Annotated in this window: 15 protein-coding genes; 8 read left to right on the top strand and 7 right to left on the bottom strand. The window is 68.1% G+C overall.

Features of this window, described 5'->3' with window-relative positions; translation table 11 throughout:
- Positions 1-98 precede the first annotated feature (98 nt).
- The gene (locus THITH_RS05230) at positions 99-704 is read left to right on the top strand and encodes a hypothetical protein (RefSeq protein ID WP_025367299.1); all 606 of its coding nucleotides are present in this window, start codon (positions 99-101) and stop codon (positions 702-704) included.
- A gap of 126 nt (positions 705-830) precedes the next feature.
- On the opposite strand, the gene selD is transcribed toward THITH_RS05230, so the two are convergent.
- From selD to senA, 3 genes are read right to left on the bottom strand one after another with little or no spacing between them, the layout of a single operon-like run.
- Positions 831-3,095 (bottom strand): selenide, water dikinase SelD, encoded by a 2,265-nt coding sequence (gene selD / locus THITH_RS05235; protein WP_006748753.1) that lies wholly within the window; start codon positions 3,093-3,095, stop codon positions 831-833.
- Complete coding sequence (gene egtD, locus THITH_RS05240; protein ID WP_006748752.1) at positions 3,095-4,060, bottom strand: L-histidine N(alpha)-methyltransferase; 966 nt, start codon at positions 4,058-4,060, stop codon at positions 3,095-3,097. The genes selD and egtD overlap by 1 nt, the downstream gene beginning before the upstream one ends.
- A gap of 49 nt (positions 4,061-4,109) precedes the next feature.
- Positions 4,110-5,414, bottom strand: a complete 1,305-nt coding sequence (gene senA, locus THITH_RS05245) for a selenoneine synthase SenA (RefSeq protein ID WP_006748751.1) — start codon at positions 5,412-5,414, stop codon at positions 4,110-4,112.
- Positions 5,415-5,587: 173 nt separating this feature from the next.
- Here senA and senB point away from each other — a divergent pair, with 173 nt between their 5' ends.
- Positions 5,588-6,541: a selenoneine biosynthesis selenosugar synthase SenB gene (gene senB, locus THITH_RS05250; protein ID WP_006748750.1), complete on the top strand. Its 954-nt coding sequence runs from the start codon at positions 5,588-5,590 to the stop codon at positions 6,539-6,541.
- 304 nt (positions 6,542-6,845) lie between these two features.
- Here senB and THITH_RS05255 read toward each other — a convergent pair whose 3' ends face one another.
- Positions 6,846-7,547, bottom strand: a complete 702-nt coding sequence (locus THITH_RS05255) for a class I SAM-dependent methyltransferase (RefSeq protein ID WP_006748749.1) — start codon at positions 7,545-7,547, stop codon at positions 6,846-6,848.
- 490 nt (positions 7,548-8,037) lie between these two features.
- Here THITH_RS05255 and THITH_RS05260 point away from each other — a divergent pair, with 490 nt between their 5' ends.
- From THITH_RS05260 to THITH_RS05270, 3 genes are all read left to right on the top strand, one after another.
- On the top strand, positions 8,038-9,819 hold the full coding sequence (locus THITH_RS05260; protein WP_006748748.1) for an ABC transporter transmembrane domain-containing protein: 1,782 nt from the start codon (positions 8,038-8,040) through the stop codon (positions 9,817-9,819).
- Between the two features lie 458 nt (positions 9,820-10,277).
- Positions 10,278-11,228 carry a PDC sensor domain-containing protein gene (locus THITH_RS05265; protein ID WP_025367301.1) on the top strand — a complete coding sequence of 317 codons (951 nt, stop codon included), beginning with the start codon at positions 10,278-10,280 and terminating at the stop codon, positions 11,226-11,228.
- Between the two features lie 89 nt (positions 11,229-11,317).
- Positions 11,318-12,049: a DUF3025 domain-containing protein gene (locus tag THITH_RS05270; RefSeq protein WP_006748746.1), complete on the top strand. Its 732-nt coding sequence runs from the start codon at positions 11,318-11,320 to the stop codon at positions 12,047-12,049.
- Positions 12,050-12,087: 38 nt separating this feature from the next.
- Here the strand turns inward: THITH_RS05270 and THITH_RS05275 are convergent, their stop codons facing one another.
- From THITH_RS05275 to THITH_RS05285, 3 genes are all read right to left on the bottom strand, one after another.
- The gene (locus THITH_RS05275; protein WP_006748745.1) at positions 12,088-14,007 is read right to left on the bottom strand and encodes a bifunctional diguanylate cyclase/phosphodiesterase; all 1,920 of its coding nucleotides are present in this window, start codon (positions 14,005-14,007) and stop codon (positions 12,088-12,090) included.
- Between the two features lie 20 nt (positions 14,008-14,027).
- Positions 14,028-14,750 (bottom strand): transglutaminase-like cysteine peptidase, encoded by a 723-nt coding sequence (locus THITH_RS05280; RefSeq protein WP_006748744.1) that lies wholly within the window; start codon positions 14,748-14,750, stop codon positions 14,028-14,030.
- A gap of 108 nt (positions 14,751-14,858) precedes the next feature.
- Positions 14,859-15,380, bottom strand: a complete 522-nt coding sequence (locus THITH_RS05285; RefSeq protein WP_006748743.1) for a hypothetical protein — start codon at positions 15,378-15,380, stop codon at positions 14,859-14,861.
- A gap of 211 nt (positions 15,381-15,591) precedes the next feature.
- On the opposite strand from THITH_RS05285, the gene THITH_RS05290 reads away from it, so the two are divergent.
- The 3 genes from THITH_RS05290 (at position 15,592) to THITH_RS05300 (ending at position 18,694) form a co-directional block, all read left to right on the top strand.
- Positions 15,592-17,118 carry a protein adenylyltransferase SelO gene (locus THITH_RS05290; protein ID WP_041483397.1) on the top strand — a complete coding sequence of 509 codons (1,527 nt, stop codon included), beginning with the start codon at positions 15,592-15,594 and terminating at the stop codon, positions 17,116-17,118.
- 143 nt (positions 17,119-17,261) lie between these two features.
- Entirely contained in the window at positions 17,262-18,035 is a 774-nt protein-coding gene (locus tag THITH_RS05295; protein WP_006748741.1) for an SDR family NAD(P)-dependent oxidoreductase, read from the top strand.
- Between the two features lie 134 nt (positions 18,036-18,169).
- Positions 18,170-18,694, top strand: a complete 525-nt coding sequence (locus THITH_RS05300; protein ID WP_006748740.1) for a hypothetical protein — start codon at positions 18,170-18,172, stop codon at positions 18,692-18,694.
- Positions 18,695-18,709 lie beyond the last annotated feature (15 nt).

An 18,709-nucleotide genomic window follows, 5' to 3' on the forward strand; every position in this document is an offset into this window, starting at 1 on the left:
TTCCGCGCGCCGGTATGCGTCTAGACTCGCTCCAGGGTGCTTGGCGTCCGACGCCCGGTACCCGGCCCGCATTCCGCTGCCCCGCTGGAAGGAGATCGTTGATCGTGCACCGAGTCGTCGCCGTTGTGCTGTTGGTCGCTGCGTCCTTTGCCTGTGCGAAGCCGATGCCGCCCGATCCGGGGCCGTCGCCGTTCGAATTCGAGCGGGTCAACGAGCTGGAGCGAGCGATGGTCGAGCGCATCTGGAGTCAGATCGACGACCCGGTGTCCCCGGAGAATGCGGTCGAGAACTATGCCCGCGCGCAGGCCTTTTTGCACACGCTGACGTCGCGACCCGCAACGCGCAGCGGTGCGGTGCATCCGGCGGTGCTGGGTCGGGGGCCGGTAACGTCGCCACTGATGGAGCAGCGGCTCGGGCCGGCCTATACGACCGAGCTGTATCAGCGGGCGCTGGCCTGGCGCGAGCGCAACAAGCCCGCGCTGATGGAACGCCTGCAGCTCAGCGAGCGCGAGGTCGACCGGGTGTTGAACGGGGCTTTCCGGGTCGGGGATCCCTGGGAGTACGCGGTGATCGCCTGGGGTAGCCCCAACCGCGTGAACCGCGACCCCGCCCGGTCCGGGGCGGGTCTGGAGCTGCTTTATGCCAACGGCAAACTGCGGCGGGTGCTCGTGGCCGACGGCGTGGTCGCCCGCGTCGTGGACTGAACTCCCGAGCCGGACGCACACCGGCTTCCGCGACTGGGCTGCGTCCTAGATCAGCGACAGCTGCCCGTTACGGTTGCTGAGCGCGCCGCGTCTCGGCAGTGGACCGGGAGGACGAACCATGGTCGTTCAGAGCGCGATGCGCACCGGCTCGGCGACCGAGCCGCGCGCCTCGATGGCGCCGATCACCGCGGCGGCCGGGTAGCCCAGGCGGCGCAGTTCGTCGACACAGGCGGCAGCGCGCTCGGCCGGCACGCCGGCGAGCAGGCCGCCGGCGGTCTGCGGGTCGAACAGCAGCGGAAAATGCGGGTGCTTCGCCGCCCGTTCCAGGTCGGCGACGCCGCGCCGCAGGCGCAGGTTCTGCGGCTGCAGCGACGACACGATGCCGGCGGCCACGGTCTCGCCGGCCCCGTCCAGCAGCGGCACAGCGCCGACCTCCAGCACCGCGTCGACGTTGGAGGCGCGGGTCATCTCCAGCAGGTGACCGAGCAGCCCGAACCCGGTCACGTCGGTGCAGGCGGTGGCGCCGAAGCGCCGCAGGCAGTCTCCCGCCTGCTGGTTGCTGACGCACATCGACGCGATCGCATCGCTGATCCAGCGGCCCTTGGCCTTGCCGCGCATGTCGGCCGCGAACAGCGTGCCGGTGCCCAGCGGTTTCGTCAGCACCAACGCGTCGCCGGCCTGCAGCCCGCCCTTGCGCCAGATCGCATCCGGGTCGACCAGTCCGTTCACCGTCAGGCCGAAGGCGAGTTCTGCGCCCTCGCTGGAATGCCCGCCGGCGAGGACCGCTCCGGCCGGTTCGAGCACCGCCAGTGCGCCGGCCAGCAGTTCGTACAGCGCCTCCTCGACCACGCGTTCGCGCCCGTAGGGCACGGTTGCGATCGCCAGCGCCGACTGCGCCTCGGCGCCCATCGCGAACAGGTCGCCGAGGGCGTGGTTGGCCGCAATCCGGCCGAAGGTGTAGCTGTCGTCGATGAACGCCCGGAAGTAGTCGACACTCTGCACCAGCAACCGACCCTCCGGCACCGAGAGTACGGTTGCGTCGTCCGGTGCGTCGATGCCGAGGACGACGTCGTCTCGACGGGTCACCGGCAGGCGCTGCATCACCCGGGTCAGCACGGTGCTGCCGACTTTCGCCCCACAGCCGCCGCAGCGCATCGCCAGCGTCGAGAGTTCCCGGATGGCCTGTTCGTCCGCGACACCCGAGGCCAGTTCAGGGCCTTTTGTTTCATCCATTTGTGGAAGGTTGTTATAGCGCTCCATGAAGCGACGGTCGATCCGGTCTTTCAGTCGCCAGAGCCATGCCCCTTCCATCGACCAGGCGCCGCGCGACGCTACCGCGTAACGGTCGCCGGTGCTGATCAGCCCGAGGAAACGACGCTGCGCGCGGTAGGGACGCAGCGGCCGTCCGGTGGCGGCACGGCGCAGGTTGTCGGTCAGGACCGGCCCCTGACGGACCGCGAAGACGCCCGACTTCGGGCGGGGATCGGGCAGCGTGGCGACATCGCCGGCGGCGAACACGCCGGGATGCGACAGCGACTGCAGCCGATCGTCGACCCGGATGAAGCCGGCCGCGTCGACCGCCAGCCCGGACTCGCGCGGCCAGGCCGGCGCAGAGGCCGAGGTCACCCACAGCACCGCGTCGGCGTTCACCTCCGGTCGACCGTCCGCCCGCACCGTTCCCTCGCGGACCTCGACCACGGTGTGCCCGGTGAGCACGCGGATGCCGCGCTCGCCGAGCACCCGCTGGAAACGGCGGCGCACACCCGGGCTGTGCGTCGGCAGGATCTCGGGGCCCTGGGTCAGCAGCAGGTATTCCAGGCGGTTCGGGTCGTCGCCGTGCTCGGCCAATAGGCGGCGCAGCCGGTACCGGGTCGCGAGGGCAAGCTCGACGCCGCCTGCGCCACCACCGACCACCGCAACGCGGAACCGGCCCTGGCTCGCGGCGACACGATCGATCAGGCGCTCCCAGCCTTCGAGGAACCGATCGATCGGCTTCACCGGCAGCGTGTGTTCCGCGGCGCCGGGCACCTGCATCGTGCCCGGCCGGGAGCCCGTGTTGATCGACAGCAGGTCGAAGGCGACCGGAGGCCGACCGGCGACCCGGACGCTGCGCTGTTCCAGGTCCAGCGCTTCCACCTCGCCGTGGTAGAGCCGGGCGCCGGCGAAGCGGGCCAGCGGCCCGAGGTCGATGTGGCACTCGTCGAAGTCGTAGTGGCCGGCGACGTAGCCCGGGAGCATGCCGGAATAGGGCGTGTGGATGTCCCGAGTGATCAGCGTCAGGCGCAGGCCGGGCAGCGGCCGCATGCCGAAGCGGCGCAGCACCGCGACATGCGAGTGGCCACCGCCGACGAGCACCAGATCTTTCGCGACGGGGGCGGACGAAGTCTGCATCAGGAACCCTCCACCGCGAGGAGTTGCACGCTGAACAGCGCGTCGGGATCGAGCCAGACCGCGTCGGGCCGGAACCCGGCTCGACAGGCCAGCGCCTGGAACTCGTCGACGCGGTATTTGTAGGAATTCTCGGTGTGAATGGTCTCGCCGGCGTCGAACTCGAAGCGCTCCCCGGCCAGCTGCACGGCCTGCGGCCGGACGCTGGCCAGGTGCATCTCGACGCGTCCGTGTTCCGCGTTGTAACGAACCTGGTGTCGCCAGGCCTGCAGGTCGAAGTCTGCCCCGAGTTCCCGGTTGATCCGTCGCAGCAGGTTCAGGTTGAATGCCGCGGTCACGCCGTCGGCGTCGTCGTAGGCGGCCTCGAGCCGCTCCGGATCCTTCTTCAGGTCGACGCCGATCAGCAGGTATCCGCCCGGGCCCACCAGTTCAGCCACGGTGGTCAGAAACGCAACTGCGTCGTCGGGGGTGAAGTTGCCGATGCTCGAACCCGGGAAAAACGCGACCCGGACCCCGGTAGGGGTGTTCGGCGGCAGCTCGAGCAGGCGCGTGAAGTCGGTACACGCCGCGTGGACCTCGAGCCAGGGATACTCGGCCGCGACCTGTTCGGCCGCGACCCACAGATGATCCCGGGAGATGTCCATCGGCACGTAGGCGCAGGGCTGCAGCCCATCGAACAGCAGGCGGGCTTTCGCTGGAGTGGCCCCGCCAGGCTCGACCAGCAGTGCGCCGGTCCCGACGCGCGCGGCGATCTCGGGGGCATAGGTTTGCAGGATGCCCATCTCGGTCCGGGTCGGGTAATACTCGGGCAGCCGGGTGATTGCGTCGAACAGGTGCGAACCCTCGGCGTCGTAGAAGAACTTCGGCGGAATGCAGCGCGGTTTCTGCCGCAGCCCGGCCAGCACCTCGGCGGCGAAATCGGCGGGCGTGGGATGGAGGTCGTGATACTGGATCCGTGGCGTCGGCACCTGGCGGTTCTCCTCGTTCGCGGCAGGACGGGACGGTTTTGCGGAACGGTCAGCGATCGGCCGCACAGGTCCGGAACCCGGCGAACACGTCGTTGCGCTCCGGACCATAGTAGTTGCGCCAGGTATTGCGGATCAGCCTCGATCGGGTCGCCCAGGCGCCTCCGCGCAGCACCCGGGTCTGGCCGAACAGCGGCTGCGAATAGTCCTGGTACATATCCGGGGTGAAGCCGGGGTAGGGCGCGAAGACGGTGTCGGTCCATTCCCAGGCGTTTCCGAGCATCTGGCGACAACCGAAGGCGCTGTCGCCAGCAGGCAGCGCGCCCACGTCGAGCGTATCCAGCGCGCCGCCGTCCAGGTTCGCTCTCGAAGGATCGGGTGCAGCCTCGCCCCAGGGGTACCGCCGCTTTACCGGAGCCAGCTGCGTGCCGTTTGCAGCCGGTTCGCCGGCAGCCGCGACCTCCCACTCGAGTTCCGTCGGCAGCCGCCGGCCCGCCCAGCGGCACCAGGCCCTCGCTTCGTACCAGCTGACGTGGATCACCGCGGCATCGGGGGGCAGCGGCTCCCAGCGGTCGAAGCGTCGCCGTTCCCAACCGTCGCTGCCTGGCCGCCAGTAGACCGGATGCTCGAGGCCCGTCGCCTCGCGCCAGCGCCAGCCGTCCTCGTCCCAGTACTCGCGCCTGCGGTATCCGCCATCCTCGACGAAGGCGGCGAACTCGGCATTGCTGACCGCCGCGCGGGCAATGCGGAACGGCGCCACCTCCATCGGGTGCGCCCATTTCTCGTTGTCGAACGCGAACGCGCCGTCCGGGGATGCGCCGAGCTGGAACAGCCCGCCCGGTATCTCGGCGTCGCCGGCGAGTCCCCCGGCGGTCCACGCGCGATCGCGCGGGCGTCCGATCTCCGGTGGCGGGTAGGCCAACGTCTGGCGGGTGTAGGTGAAAGCCTCGGTGTGCATGTCCTCGTGGAACACCGCGTACTGCACCAGGTAGTCGCGCCGGGGCTCGGTGCCGCCCTGCTCGAGGTGGGTACAGACCCTCCGCTGCACGTCGTCCATGTAGGCGAGGGTGTCATCGAGTGTGGGCAATGGCAGATCCCAGCGGCTGTCGTGCGCAATGCGGATCGAATCGAACAGCCGGTCGACGTCCGGCCGCGTGGGAGCCTCTCCGAAGTGGTGGCGCAGTACCCAATACTCGTGAAAATAGGCGGCATGGCCGATTTCCCACCGCAGGGGGTTCACGACCGGCAGTCGCGGGCCCATCAGCTGCCGGTCGTCCAGGCCGCGGATCAGCGTCAGCGTCCGGGCCCGGGCGTCTTTGATCTGCGCGATCAGTTGCTGTGGGTCGGGCAGGTCCATCGCATATCTCGTGGGGTTCGGTCGAAGGGCGCGACGGTTGGGCACGGCCCGAGGGGTCGCTGTCGTGTTTCCTGCGTCGGCACAACCTACGGGGTATCGTTGCCGATGGCCAGCATTGTAGAGTCGGCGCGCACGTTCCGGTACGCCGAAATATCGCGCATCATGCGTCCCAGATGCGAATACACTTGATCACGCCGTCTCCGTCGCCGTCCCGGGGAGGGAACTGGACGACCGCGGCACGCTGGGCCCGGATCCTGCGAGGGCTTGGGCACCGCGTGCGGGTCGCGCGAACCTACCGGGGGGAGGCGGCGGACCTGATGGTGGCCCTGCACGCATGGCGCAGCGCGGATTGGATCGCGGGTTTCGCCGATCGGCATCCTTCTCGCCCGCTGGTGGTGGCTCTGACCGGGACCGACGCCTACCGCTTCATCCACAGCCACCCGGAGCCGACGCTGCGCTCGCTGGAGCTGGCCGACCGCCTGGTCGGGCTGCACGACCGGATCGGGGACGTGCTGCCGCCCGAGCAGATCGGCAAGCTGCGGGTCATTTACCAGTCGGCTCCGCCGGGACTGCCGCGCGATCCGTACCGGCGTGGGTTTCGCGTCTGCGTGGCCGGGCACCTGCGCGAGGAGAAGGATCCGCTGCGCCCGGCCCTGGCGCTGCGCGGGCTGCCCACCGCCAGCCGCCTGCGCGTCGACCATTACGGCGGCGCACACAGCCCCGACTGGGCCGACGCGGCCCGTGCCGAGATGGCCGCCAACCCGCGCTACCGCTGGCACGGGGAGGTACCGCATTATCGCTTGCGGCGGGTGTTCGCCCGGTCCCAGCTGCTGGTGTTGCCCTCGCGCATGGAGGGCGGGGCGAACGTGATCTCGGAAGCGGTGATGGCAGGCCTGCCGGTGATCGCTTCGCGCATCGCCGGGTCTGTCGGGCTGCTGGGAGACGATCATCCCGGCTACTACCCGGTGGCCGACACCGGGGCGCTGCGCGCACTATTGCTGCGCGCGGAGTCGGACAAGCAGTTCCTCCAAATGCTGGAACGGGCCTGCGCCGCGTGCCGGCCGCGGTTCAAGCCCCGGCGTGAACACCGTGCCTGGGAGGCACTGCTGCGTGACATAGGCTGTTAGCGTGAAACTCACGGCCTGTCTCGTGTCCCGGGCAACCCGTAGGGCGGAAGAGCGCAGCGTCATCCGCCGCTCGGCATTCGGGCCTCCCCGGCGCCTGCGGCAATCCGGGCGCCGGATGGCGGATGACGGCCTTCGGCCTTTTCCGCCCTACGCGTCTTTCATCATCGGGGGGTGGCCGCTGGTCATGACAGTTAGCGTGAAAGTCACGGCCTGTCTCGTGTCCCGGGCGATCCGTAGGGCGGAAAAGCGCAGCGTCTTCGGGGGCTCGAACGAGCCAACAAAGAGCGCGTGCCGCGACGACCGCTCAGGGCTTGCGCAGCAGGTCGGCCCGATTCGGGTTGCGGAACTCGGCGACGCCATCCTCGCCCGCGTGCTGCATGAACCGGTCGCGGATGGTCGCATACAGCACTTCGTCGATCGCGAATTCGGTGTGGGTCGCGCCGAGGACGCGGTCTTCGAACTCCTCGAACCCCTGGAACCGGCTGATGCTATCGAAGAAGATCTCGTCCTCCAGGATGAACAGGCCTTCGTCGACGGCGGTCTGCAATGCCTCGAAAGCCGCGATTCGAACATCACGTTCATCATGAAAAAGTTTTAGAATATCATTGAATTCACCGGCATAAACAGGTTCCGAGAAATAGGCGATGCCGCCGGGTCTCAGCACGCGGTGGATCTCCGCGAGGCCCTGGCGCAGTCTTGGTTGCGGAACGTGATGCAACGACTTCAGCATGATCACCGCGTCGACCGAGTCATCGGCTTCGGCGATCGCCTCGATGCCGCCCAGCCGGAACGAGGCGCGGGGCAGGTCGCTGATCCGGAGGTTCTTCTCGTGCTGAGCCCGATCGACTTCGGTGGCGATGATCTCCGCTACCGGCAACTGCTCGGCGATGCGGCGCGTGGTCTCGGCCCTGCCGCAACCCAGTTCCAGCAGGCGCGCTCCGGCCACCGGGAGGCGTTCGGCGATCAGTTCCAGATCCGACAGGACCGGCAGCGGTCCGGATTTCATCAGTTGCAGGGGAGTCTCCTTGCGTGGGCGGGTTCGCCGTCAGGGTAGCGATTTCCCGGTGATTGTCACGCCCATCCCGGTCGGTGCACCGGGAGTGTTCCGCTAGGGCGCCCGCGTGGTCGAGGTGGGGCAGGTGCTCACCGGTTGCACGGGGTGCCACGGTCGGACCGTACACCTGCTTGTTCGCGCGCGCTGCCGCAACATGGGACCCTGCGCCGAGAGGCTGGCGCGGGCATCGTCCCGCTGGAGCCAGCGACCGGTATTCCGGGCATGTGCCGGTGATCGATCGCCGGGCGCGGGTTTGAACCCGAAGTCGGTTCTGGTAGTCACCGCCGGTGCCGGGAACCGTGGACGCGGAGAACGGGAGCCGCTGCATGAAGGTTGAATATATCGTGATGCCGGTTGGGGCCGGAGTCGATCGACCCGGTCGGGTTGCCGATTGCCGCCGGGCAACGGGGCCGCGTGCCTGTGGACTCGACCCGGTGATGTCGTGACCAGCTGGGACGATCTGGCGGCGCCGCGCCCGGCGGGCCGCGACTTGCGCGTATTGGTGCCGCTTGCGCGCTTTCTGCGGCCCTACCTGCGCACGCTGGCGCTCGGGGTGTTGGCGCTGCTGGTCGGTGCCGGTGCCATCCTGGCCTTCGGCGCGGTGCTGCGGCTGTTGATCGACGCCGGCCTCACCCAGCAGGATCCGGCCGCGCTGAATCGGGCATTGCTGATCCTGCTGGGAGCGGTGGCGGTGATGGCGGCGGGTGCGGGCGCACGCATCTACCTGGTCGCCTGGCTGGGGGAGCGGGTGGTGGCCGACTTGCGCCGCGCGGTCTTCGCCAACGTGATCGAACTGGATCCCGGGTTCTTCGAGCGTACCCGCACCGGCGAGGTCATTTCCCGGCTCACGGCCGATACGACGCTGATCCAGTCGGTGGTCGGGCACACGCTGGCGATCGCCGCGCGCAACCTGCTGCTGATCGCGGGCGGCCTTTTCTTGATGCTGCATACCAGCCCCGTGCTCACGGCCTGGCTGCTGCTGGGCCTGCCAGTGGTGGCCCTGCCGGTGTGGTTCCTTGGCCGCAGGGTGCGCGCGCTGTCGCGCCGGGCCCAGGATCAGGTGGCGGCCGTCGGGGGACGGGTAGACGAGAGCCTGTACGCGATCCAGACCGTGCAGTCGCATGTCCAGGAGGCCGCCGAACGCGCACGCTACGGCCAGGCCGTGGAGCAGGCTTTCGGGGTGGCCGTCCGGCGTGCCGCGGTCGGAGCGCTGCTGGCCGCGTCGGTGATTCTGCTGATGTTCGTGCTGATCACGGCCGTGCTCTGGGTCGGGGGACACCGTGTGCTCGCCGGGTTGATCACACCGGGCGAATTGGCGGCGTTTCTGTTCTACGCGGTACTGGTGGCCGGATCGGTCGCGGCCCTCAGCGAGGTCGCGAGCGAACTGCTGCGCGCGGCGGGCGCGGCCGAGCGGCTGCTGGAACTCCTGCAGGTTCGTTCCGGTCCGCCGTCGCCGCGGCATCCGCAGTATTTCCCCGAATCTGCGCGCGGCACGATCCGGTTCGAGAACGTGTCCTTCCACTACCCGACACGCCCGCAACCGCCGGCGCTGCAGAATTTCGATCTGGAGATTCCCGCTGGCGCCACGATAGCGCTGGTCGGGCCCTCGGGAGCCGGCAAGTCAACGGTGTTCCAGTTGTTGCTGCGTTTCTATGATCCCGACGCGGGGTGCGTGCGCGTCGATGGCATCGACGTCCGCCGAGCGCATCTCGCGGCGCTGCGCGGCCGCATCGCGCTGGTTCCTCAGCAGCCGGTGCTGTTTGCCGCCAGCGTCCGGGACAACATCGCCTACGCGGCGCCGGAGGCGCCGGAATCGGCGATCCTGGATGCCGCCGTGGCCGCCCATGCGATGGAATTCGTTTCCGCGCTTCCTGAGGGCCTGGACACGCCGCTGGGCGAGCGCGGGGTCCGGTTATCGGGAGGGCAGCGCGCCCGCATCGCGCTGGCGCGAGCGATTCTGCGCGATCCGGCCATCCTGCTGCTGGACGAGGCGACCAGCGCCCTGGATGCCGAGAGCGAGCGGCTGGTGCAGGCGGCGCTGGAACGCATCAGCCGCGGGCGCACTACGGTGACGATCGCGCACCGCCTCGCGACCGTACAGGCAGCGGACCGGATCGTGGTGATGGATCGCGGCCGTATCGTCGCCCAGGGGTCGCACGCCGAGCTGGTGGACGAGAATGGACTGTACGCGCGCCTGGCGGCCCTGCAGTTCTCGACGACCTGAACGCCTCGGCTGTGGTGTCGGGACGCACATTTTTTTCGTCGGGTGAGCACTGGCTCACCTGGTGAGCCAGTGCCCCGGGGATAATGTTGGTGCGGGGTCCCAGGGATGGGAATCAGACGGCCGCAGGGTCGCGGCCCCCCGCCTTTCCCGCCATCCCTCTCCCCATCCCATCACTCCGGGCATCTTGCCCTACGCCGTTCGGGCCAGCCTGCGGCTGTTCGAAATCGGCTCCCGGCGGATTTGTCCCGTTTGCGGGAAAGGGGGATTCCGTGCGCGCTGCGCGCGATTTTCACGTTAAAAAGACTTTGCATGCCCTTCATTTTCCTTGATGTCCATGTCCTTCCGTGGCAGCTTTTTCACGTTGATCGGGTGGGCCGGGAACTTCCGCGCGTCGGTTCGATTCTGATCACGAGAGCCCCGGGGGCGGGCACGGCTACATGCCGGAGGGGGATTGCGGGATGGAGCCTTCGCTGAAGGACAGCATCTACTTGCAGCGCGAGCGGCTTGCCAGGATCCTGCACGAACCGCTGGCGCAGCTGGCGGTGGAGTGTTCCGGGGCCTGGGATGACCGGGAACGTCTGAACGACGTGCTGCGCAAGGGCTTTTGCACCATACCGCACCGCACCTTCCTGTACTGCCTGCGCACCGACGGGATTCAGATCTCCGACAACGTTGCGGCCACCGGGCTCGTGCCCGAACATTTCGGGCGTGACCGGTCGTCGCGGCCGTACATGAACGAGGCCGTGCCCGGCTGGGGTTTCCTGCTCTCGGATGCGTACATCAGCCTCTACGGGCGCAGGCCCTCGATTACCGCGTTGCAGCTGGTGCGCACCGACGATCACGCGGTGCTGGGCTATCTGGGCGCGGATTTCGACCTGCGCGACCTGCCGTTGACCGCCGAACTCTACGAGGAACCCTCATACTGGCGCCAGATCAAGGGAGACCCCGCGATCCGCGGCGGCGTGTTCCAGCAGGTTCGGGTCGAAAGTCCGCTGGACCGCAGCCTGGACCAGTCGCTCGCCATCCTCGACGAACTGTTGACTCAGCGCGGCGTGTTCCAGTGCCAGGTGCATTTCTCGAGCAGCCAGGCGACCGTGTGGACGGCCAGCGACCCGCTGCGCTATCGCCTGTTGGATCACGAGGCACTGAATGACCCCGACGTCTGCCTGGTGTACCCGCGGACGCCCTATCCGGCCGATGCCGCGATCCCTCAGAACTGCATCGGCCCGATACTCGGCACCCTGCGGTCGCTACGGCTGACCGACGAAACCTTTTACCTGCGCATGTCGTCGATCAACCTGTTCAACGGCATGGTCAGCGTCACGTTCTCCTGCGATGGCTCCCACTACATGCGCTACGACGAATTCCTCGCCCGGAGCCATGCGTTCTGGTTCGGGGTAGACGGCTGACGCGCGGGGCAGACGGGTCTGAAGCAGAGGGGCTCAAGCTGACGACCGCTGCGCAGCCGATCGACTGGTCCAGGCCATGGCTGGCACCGTTGCGGCCCTGGGCGCCGTTGCTGGCGGCCGACGATGCGCGCGCGGCGTTGAACCTGGCCGCCCGGGAGCGGGACCTGCGCACGAGCACCGGGCACCCGGTGCGCTTCGTCGCCGCCACCGACGCCGGGACGGGTCCCGATGCACGTCCCTACGAGCTGCACATCTCGGAAACGGGGCGCGTTCCCACCCGCGACGATCTCCACGACCTGTTCAACGCGCTGTGCTGGCTCGCCTTCCCGCGAACCAAGGCGGCGCTCAACGCGGTGCAGGCTGCGGTGATCGCGCGCGACGGAGTGCGTGGCCGGCGGGGACCCGTCCGCGACGCCGCGACGTTGATCGACGAGAGCGGGTTGTTGCTTGCCGCCGCGGATTCGCGTGTGTTCGCGGCGCTCGCCGCGCATGATTGGCCGCGCCTGTTGGTGCACGAACGCGCACGTTGGGGGGCGGAGATCGTTCCCATGGCCTTTGGGCATGCCCTGTTCGAAAAGCTGGTGCGGCCGTTCAAGGCCATTACCGCCGTGGTGGTGCCGCTGCCGCTCGCGGTACCGGGGGATGGGGTCGATACCCGGGCGCTCGACGCGGCGGCCGCTGACTTCGTGCGGGACCCCGAGCTGCGGCCCCGGCGGCTACTGCGTCTGCCGGTGCTGGGGATCCCCGGTTGGCACGAGCCCAATACCGACGCCGGTTTCTACGACGATGCCGCTGTGTTCCGCCCCGCACCGAACCGGTAAACCGCAACGGCCGGGGAGTAGACCCCGGGCCTGGCCGACTATCGATAGTCGACGACCCCGGGGCCGGTGACTCCGTCGAGGCCGAGTGTCTCGAGGGCCTGGCGTTCCTCGTCGGTGCGCACGCCTTCGGCGATCACGATCACCCCGATCGAGTGGCCGATGGTACAAAGCGTGCGCAACAGGGTCTGGTTCGCGGGGTTCTTCTCGACGCTTCGGACGAACGAGGCATCGGCTTTCAGGTAATCGAGGCCGATGTCGTGCAGGCGCCCGATCTCCGAGACCTGATGACCGAAGTGTTCGATTCCGATCCTGCATTCGAATGCCTTGGCCTCGCTGCACAAGTGCGCGAAGCGATCGAGGTGGCGGAAAGCCATCGCTTCGGGAAGCTCGAGCCAGAGCTGGCGGGCGGCGTCGGGGGCTGCCGCGCAGCGCCGGCCGAGCCAGGAAGGGAAGTTCGGGTCGAGCAACGCGTCGACCGAGAGATTGATGCCTACCGGTCGTCCCTGTGCCCCAATCAGGCCCAGCGCCAGGTCGACCACCTGCCGATCCAGTTCGGAGGACATCTCCAGCCGGTGGATCCACGGCAGGAAGTGCCCGGCTGCCAATGTCTCTCCCTCCCAGCGCAGGCGTACCGGCGCCTCCAGGTGAATCAGCCGGCCCTGCAGATCGACCACCGGGAAGGTCGCGAGGGAGAACGAGCCTTCGGCAAAGGCTTGGGCCAGGATATCGCGCCAGCGCTCCATCTGCTCGTGAACCGGCGTGGCGTCTGCGTCATCGGCATGCGCGATACGGATCGTCGAGCCTCCCTGCCGGTCGGCGGCCTGCAATGCGGCATCGAGTCGGGTCAGCAGGCTGCTGACCGTCGCGCCATGGGTAAAGATGGTCGCGGCGCAGGGTAACGTGATCCCGGCATCCATGCTGTGTTGTTCCAGCACCCCGCGCAGTGCCTGTTGCGCCTCGCTGGCAACCCGTTGGGGTTCCATGGCGCGCGGCGCCAGCAGCGCAAAGTCGGAGCCGTTCAGGCGCGAGGCGCCCCAGCCGCTTTGATCGCCGACGATCGCGTTGAGCGCCGCCCCCATGTCGGCCAGCAGACCGTCGATCGCCTTGCGGCCGTAGGCCACGTTCAGGTCTGCCAGCCCGTTGATCCGGACCAGCACCAGCAATCCGGCGGCATTCTCGTCGTCCGCCTGCAACGTGGTATCCAGCATCCGCAGGAAGGGGTCGCGGTTGAGCAGCCCCGAAATCTTGTCCACATGCGCGTCGCGCTGGAATTGCTCGAGGCGCCGGGCTTCCTGTTCGAGCATCGTGCGTACGCGGCCCGAGAGCGCGTTCATCGCAACGACCACGCGCCGGAATTCGCGTGTCGCCGGTTCGGCCACGGTGATGAAGCGTCGATTGCCGATCGCCTCGGCCTGCTGGACGACGGCGTCCAGCGGACGCACCGTGCGACGCAGCAGCAGCGTTCCCAGGAGCCCGATCAGGATCACGCCGCCGGCGAAGATCAACGCCAGTTGCCGCGTGCCCTCCCAAAGCGATTCGTAGGCGTAGCTGGTCTGGCTTTCCACGGTCAGCGCCCCGAATTGCGACCAGCCGTCGGTGATGTGCGCGACCCCGGGCTCGATGTCGAATGCCATCAGGCGCACGAACCAGCCCGGAACTCCTTCCGGGTCGACGAAGTTGGTCCGTTCCTGCATCACCTCTCCGCGCGGGTTCGTGAGGCGGATGAGTCGGTAATGGCCGGTGTCGAACTGGGCCGCGAGCGCCAGTTCGACGATGGCATCGTCCTTGGGCAGCTGCGTGAGCGACAGCGCCAGCGACGCGGCGTTGTCCACATTCTTCAAATGCAGTTGCTGGGCGAGGTAGTTGCGCGCGGAAACCGTACTGACCCCGATGCTGACGAGCAGCGACAGCAACATCAGGATGGCGACCGCGATCCAGAGCTGTGTTTTTAGTGACATGGCATCCGCGACCCGTTGAGTTATCTGCCCGTGGTGATCGGGCGGGAAAGGTTGATTCCGTCGGCTTGCATGCGTTCGAGCACGCCGCGCCAGTTCGAGAGTCGGGCGGTGGAGTCTCCCGCCGAAGTCGTCGCCCCGTCCGGCCATAGGCCCTGACTGTTGAAACTGAACACGGGTGTCAGGTCGTCGCGCCGGGAGGCCGGACGGATGTCGGAGATCAGGTTGTCCAGGATCAGGGGTTCTGCGTCCTCGGACGGATAATAGCCCAGCACCATGTGCGCCTCGGTGGCATTGCTCGCCAGCGCTCCGAGTCGGGCATGGACGTAGAACAGGCGCAGGCGCGAGTCCGGGATGCCCAGCTTGCGCAGGCTTACGTATTTGGCGATCGAGTAGTCCTCGCAATCGCCGCCGCCCTTGCCGAGGGTCTCCAGCGGCGTGGCCCAGTAATCGGTCTGGCCCCAGAGCTCCTGGTCGGTCATGTAGCGCACGTTGCGGTTGAAGAAATCGTTGATTCGATGGACCTGTCGGCGCTCGTCGAGCGAGGCCGCGCTCACCAGCGTGTCCCGCCAGTCCTGGACACGTTGGGCGGCCTGGTGGTCGTAGCGCTGCGCGGCAAGACGCTCCAGTCGCGCGAATTCGGATAGTCCCGCGTGCAACCAGCCGGCAGCGATCAGAGCGCAAACGAGCAGTGCCGACACGATGGCCGGCAGGGTGATCACGGGCCAGGAACGCGCAGGCCTCATGCCGGTTTCAACGCGACTCCGTCGGCGGGCGTCGCGGTGTTGCTGGCAGCTGCGCCGGTGCGAACTGCGATCGAGGGCCGACGTCATGCCTCGCACCGGTGCGTCGGATCACCGAAACGGCATCCCCGGCATCAAGCTCTCCGGCCGGGTCATGCGGTTCATGTCGGTTGAAATGCGCCACATCGAGCCACTCATCGTGCCGGCGGCGTGGCTCATCCGCCCGACCGTGTGGTCCATGGCCCCCACGTCCACGGCCATGCCTCGGATGCTCAGGGTGATGCGGTCGACATCGGTGTTCATCGAGCGCAGATCGGTACCCATGAATTCCGCATTGCGCCGGATCCGGGAGAAGTCACTGGACATGACGGACTGACCTTCCACCATGCTCTGTGCCATGACTTCCATGTCCCCAACCATGTAGGACATGTCCACATTCATGCTGGAGACATCGAGTCCCATCTGGGACACGGCCTGGGTCATCGTGCTCATGTCGCGGCCCATGTTGAGCATGAACAGGCCCATTCCCCCAAAGGCCAGGGCGACGCCGATCAGCAGGATGCCTGCACCGGCCATGGCCGCTCCGGAAACCGTGGCCGTGGGCGTCTCCTGTTGACTGACCTGCTCGGACATCATCCGTCTCCAACGGGTGCTGACACGGTGGCATTTCCTTGAGCCAATTGCCGTCGGCAATGGTGGCCGTGTGCCGGCATCGTTACCGGCGGGTTACCCAAGAGCATAATCCATGCGGGCCGGTACTGCCCGGTACCGGGCGGAATCCGAAATCCCCGCACAGAGCGGCGGCAAACGGACGGAAAGACGGCTTTGTGAAATAGTCGGGTCCATGCGCTGGAACTTCGATCACAGTTACGCCCGGCTGCCCGAGCCGTTCTATGCCCGCGTGGAACCGGTACCGGTGAACGCTCCTGAACTGGTGTTGCTGAACCGCTCCCTGGCCGACGACCTGGGGCTGGACGCGGACGCACTGGCGGGCGCGGAAGGTGCCCGGATGCTCGGCGGCAGCCGGGTCGACGCCACCAGCACGCCGATCGCGCAGGCCTATGCCGGCCACCAGTTCGGGCACTTCACCCTGCTCGGGGACGGACGCGCGCATTTGCTCGGAGAGCACCGCACACCCGATGGCCGGCGCGTGGACATCCAGCTCAAGGGTTCCGGACCGACGCCGTACTCGCGCCGGGGCGACGGGCGTGCGGCGCTCGGGCCGATGCTGCGGGAATACCTGGTCAGCGAGGCGATGCGCGGTCTGGGCATCCCGACCACCCGCAGTCTTGCCGTGGTGGCAACCGGGGAGCGGGTGTTCCGCGAGGACGCGCTGCCCGGGGCCGTGCTGACGCGGGTCGCCGCCAGCCATATCCGGGTCGGAACCTTCGAGTACGCGGCGGCGCTGGACGCGGGTCTGGACGTGCCTGGACGGGGCAGAAAAGGGAAGGGTGCCGATGCGCCAGCATCCGACGCGGCTGCGTTCACGCGCGCGCTGGCCGACTACACGCTGTGGCGCCACGATCCCGACCGACGCGACCGGCCGGCACGCTATCTCGAGCTGCTGGAAGCGGTGATGGATCGCCAAGCGGCACTGATCGCGCAATGGATGCGGGTGGGTTTCGTGCATGGCGTGATGAACACCGACAACATGGCGCTGTCCGGTGAAACCATCGACTACGGCCCCTGTGCGTTCATGGACGAATACGATCCGGCCACCGTGTTCAGTTCCATCGACCGCCAGGGGCGCTACGCATTCGCCAATCAGGCAGGGATCGCGCAGTGGAACCTCGCGCGTTTCGCGGAGACACTGCTGCCGCTGTTCGACCCCGACCCCAAGGCGGCGGTGGCGATCGCCGAGGACGCGATCGGCCGGTTTCCGGCGCTGTTCACCGGCTACTGGCGGCGCGCGATGCGCGGCAAGCTCGGGCTCGAGCGCGAGGAACCGGAGGATCAGGCGCTGATCGAATCGCTGCTGGACTGGATGCAGCTCAGCAGCGCCGACTACACGAACACCTTCCGCGATCTCGCTGATCGGGCCGCGATCGATACGCCAGAGCGGGTCGATCCCGCGTTCGGGGATCCGGAGTTCCTGGCCTGGCACGCGCGCTGGAAGGAACGGCTGGCACGCGAGCCGGGTACCCCGGACGACGCGGTCGCCCGGATGCGCGCCGCCAACCCGGCGGTCATCCCCCGCAACCACCGGGTCGAACAGGCCCTGGACGCGGCGGTGCAATCCGGCGACCTCGGCCCCGTGCACCGCCTGTTGCAGGTACTCGCCGACCCCTACGATACCCGCCACGACGGTTCCGAGTACCGTCGCCCGCCGCCACCGGATCAGCGCGTCTACCAGACTTTCTGCGGTACCTGAATCGCTCGGTCGGGGGGCTGCGGGGATTCCCCCATGGTTCCCGCGCACGCGGGCCCGTATCCTTTGACAGTACGAAGCCGATCCGCGACCCTGCAGCCCAGGTGCACGCGGCTGGGGTCGAGCGGGCCCCAAGGAACGAGGACATGCAGGATAGCGGTGCCGAATCCGTACGGACAGCGCTGATCACCGGCAATTCCAGCGGGCTGGGCCTGGGGCTCACCCGGGTGCTGGGGCGCCAAGGCACAGCGGTCTACGGGTTGAGCCGGCGCGGCTGTCCCGACCCGGTCGCCGGAGACGTGCGCGTGGACCTCGCCGAACATGACCGGATTGCGCCCGCGCTGGGCCGGTTGCTCGAGGGTGTCGAACAGCTGGATCTGGTCGTGCTCAATGCCGGGATCCTGGGCCGGATCCAGCGCATGCAGGATGCCGATCTTGCCGAACTCAAGCAGGGGATGGACGTGAACGTCTGGGCCAACAAGGTGATCCTGGACGAGTTGCTCCGGCGGCGCCAGCCGGTTGGCCAGATCGTGGCCATCTCCTCCGGCGCGGCCGTGTTCGGGAGCCGCGGCTGGAGCGGCTATGCGCTGTCCAAGGCCGCCCTGAACATGTTGGTGCAGCTTTACGCCCACGAGTTTCCGGGTACGCCGGTGCATAGCCTGGCCCCGGGGCTGGTCGAAACTGCGATGCAGGACTATCTGTGCGAGGAAGCCGATGCCGGGGCGTTTCCCGGTTTGGAACGCCTGCGCAAGGCTCGCGGAACGGACGACATGCCGGGCCCGGAGGCAGCGGCCCAGCAGGTGCTCGACAGCCTGGCTGCGCTACGGGCGGAGCCAAGTAGGCATTTCGTGGACTTGCGAGCATTGCGTGACCCCGATGCCTACCAGCGCCTGCTGGCCAGCAAGGCGGCCGAGCGCTGAAGCGCGGCCAGCCCGGGGCGTACTCGAACACAGCCTGTTGCGGCGAAGTCGCCCCGGGCGATGTTCTCTCAAAGCCGTGCGCGGACCTGGTCTGTGCACGGAAAACGGTGCCAACACGGGGGAGGCAGACTGAAATGCGCAAACGGATTGTCCCGGCGCTGCGGGATCCGGCCGCGGCCGAGCACGGCGACTGGCTGGATCTGGAACGTTTGGCCGAGGTGGAGATCACGTCCGAGGATCCCGGACACCCGATCGAGAACGCACTGATCCCCGGCGCCGAGCGTGGCTGGCGGGCCTCCGAGCCGGGCGAGCAGGTCATCCGGCTGTTGTTCCACGAACCGCAGGCCATCCGACGGGTCTGGCTGCATTTCGAGGAGCCGCAGTTGGAGCGCACCCAGCAGTTTGTGCTGCGCTGGTCGCCGGATGGCGGGCAGAACCTGATCGAGGTGCTGCGCCAGCAGTGGAATTTCAGCCCCCGGGGCGCCACCGCGGAGACCGAGGACATCGTTCTCGGTGTGCCCGACGCGACGCTTCTGGAGCTGACCATCATTCCGGACATCAGCGGTGGCGACGCCCGGGCGTCGCTCGCGCAGCTGCGAGTGGAGAGGAACGACGGGCGAGCTTCGCGGGCACCGGCCGCCCCCGATGCCCGGAAGTAGCGGCTGGGAACGACT

This window comes from Thioalkalivibrio paradoxus ARh 1 (genome assembly GCF_000227685.2).
In the GTDB taxonomy this organism is placed as follows: domain Bacteria; phylum Pseudomonadota; class Gammaproteobacteria; order Ectothiorhodospirales; family Ectothiorhodospiraceae; genus Thioalkalivibrio; species Thioalkalivibrio paradoxus.